Origin of the sequence: Streptomyces sp. NPDC059371 (assembly GCF_042751995.1) — a bacterium.
Taxonomy (GTDB): Bacteria; Actinomycetota; Actinomycetes; order Streptomycetales; family Streptomycetaceae; genus Streptomyces.
In genome coordinates this window covers 1-1,319 of record NZ_JBHYXD010000217.1, presented here as the reverse complement: position 1 = coordinate 1,319, position 1,319 = coordinate 1, and the positions used below count along the sequence as shown (strand labels likewise).

The 1,319-nt window shown below is 66.6% G+C and carries 1 protein-coding gene; it reads right to left on the bottom strand.

Going from position 1 to position 1,319, the window contains the following annotated elements; genetic code table 11:
• Window positions 1–439 precede the first annotated feature (439 nt).
• Window positions 440–1,174, bottom strand: coding sequence for a DUF4142 domain-containing protein (locus ACFXGX_RS43290; RefSeq protein WP_384804027.1), 735 nt, complete (start codon window positions 1,172–1,174; stop codon window positions 440–442).
• Window positions 1,175–1,319 lie beyond the last annotated feature (145 nt).

The following is a 1,319-nucleotide window of genomic DNA, read 5'->3' as shown; positions in this document are numbered from 1 at the left end:
GTCACGCCGCCCTCGCCCCCAGACCTGGCGAGGGCGGCTCTCTGCCGCTGTGGTCAGCTCCGGCAGAACCAGGCGGTCGCCTCTCCACGTCGAGGCGACCGCCTGCAAGCCACGACCAACATCGCCTGTCCCGGCCACCTCCGGGGACAGACAGCGGCGTTGCGTTCGCCGAGGCTGCCCGCCCCCGGAGGTGACCGGCAGGCACAGCGCCTGCACCTGGTGCGCGCCTGGTTGCTGTTGTGGCATGTCTGCGACGGTTCAAGGCACTGCAGATCGCTGTCCAAACTCCAGCCACCGGATAGGTCCCGGTCAACCCCCGCCCGTTGGAAGGCACTTTAAAGACCCTCGTCCACCCGGGCCTGCACCGCGACGACACCCGCCTGCGCTGCATCAGCGTGTGAGCCAACCCGCGCATACGACCACGGGGCTGGTCCGCCGACTACCCGCCGTTTGTCGCCGTTCCGTTGAGGGCGGCGCTCAGGTCGACGGGTGTGGAGGTGGGGTTGGGCGGTGGATTGAGGACGACCTGGGGCTGACCGGGCACCGGCGCCGGCGGGGTCATGTCGGTCTTGGGCAGCTTGGGCGGGGTGGTCTGGTTGAAGACGGTGGTGTCGAAGTCGACGAGGCCGGTCTTCTCCATCACGGTGATGTGGTCGAGCACTGTGTTGTTCGCCTGGTCGGCCAGGGCGCGGACCAGCGTGTTCTTGGTGGTCGAGCGGATCTTGGCGATCGCGTTGAAGATGGAGCCGTGGGTCATCCGCAGGATGTTGGCGAAGTCGGTGTCGAACTGCCGCCCCGACTCGGCCTTCAGCTGGGTGACGAAGCCCTCCTGCTGAGGGCTGGCCACGTTGGGCAGCGTGATGTTCAGCATCGGCGCGATCTTGCGGCAGCTGGCGTCGAGGGCTGCATGCCCGTCGACGAGGTGCTGGCTGGCGGTCTTGACGGCCTTGCTCTGCCCCTTTTGCAGGCCGATCAAGCCGAGCGGGTGCTCCCACAGGCCGGCTGCGCGTACCTTGACCACGAAGTCGCGTTCGCTCTCTGTCAGCGGTCCCCATTGCGTGTTGGCGATGATGCGGTCGGTCGACGTCGAGGCGTTGTCCAGGCCGAGCATCGCCGGGTAGGCGAGGGCTGCCAGAGTTAGGGTCAGAGCACCACCCACGAAGAGTGTTCCCATCACGTTTCGCGAAGACTGCACCATTTCTCCTGCCCGTGGTTTGTCCGCCGACGCCGCCCGGAGGCAGGCGAACAGAAGTACGCACAAGAGGGCGTTCGAACTCAGCGAGCTGATGAAGGACTTCTTGGACGGTGCAGGGTGAGCT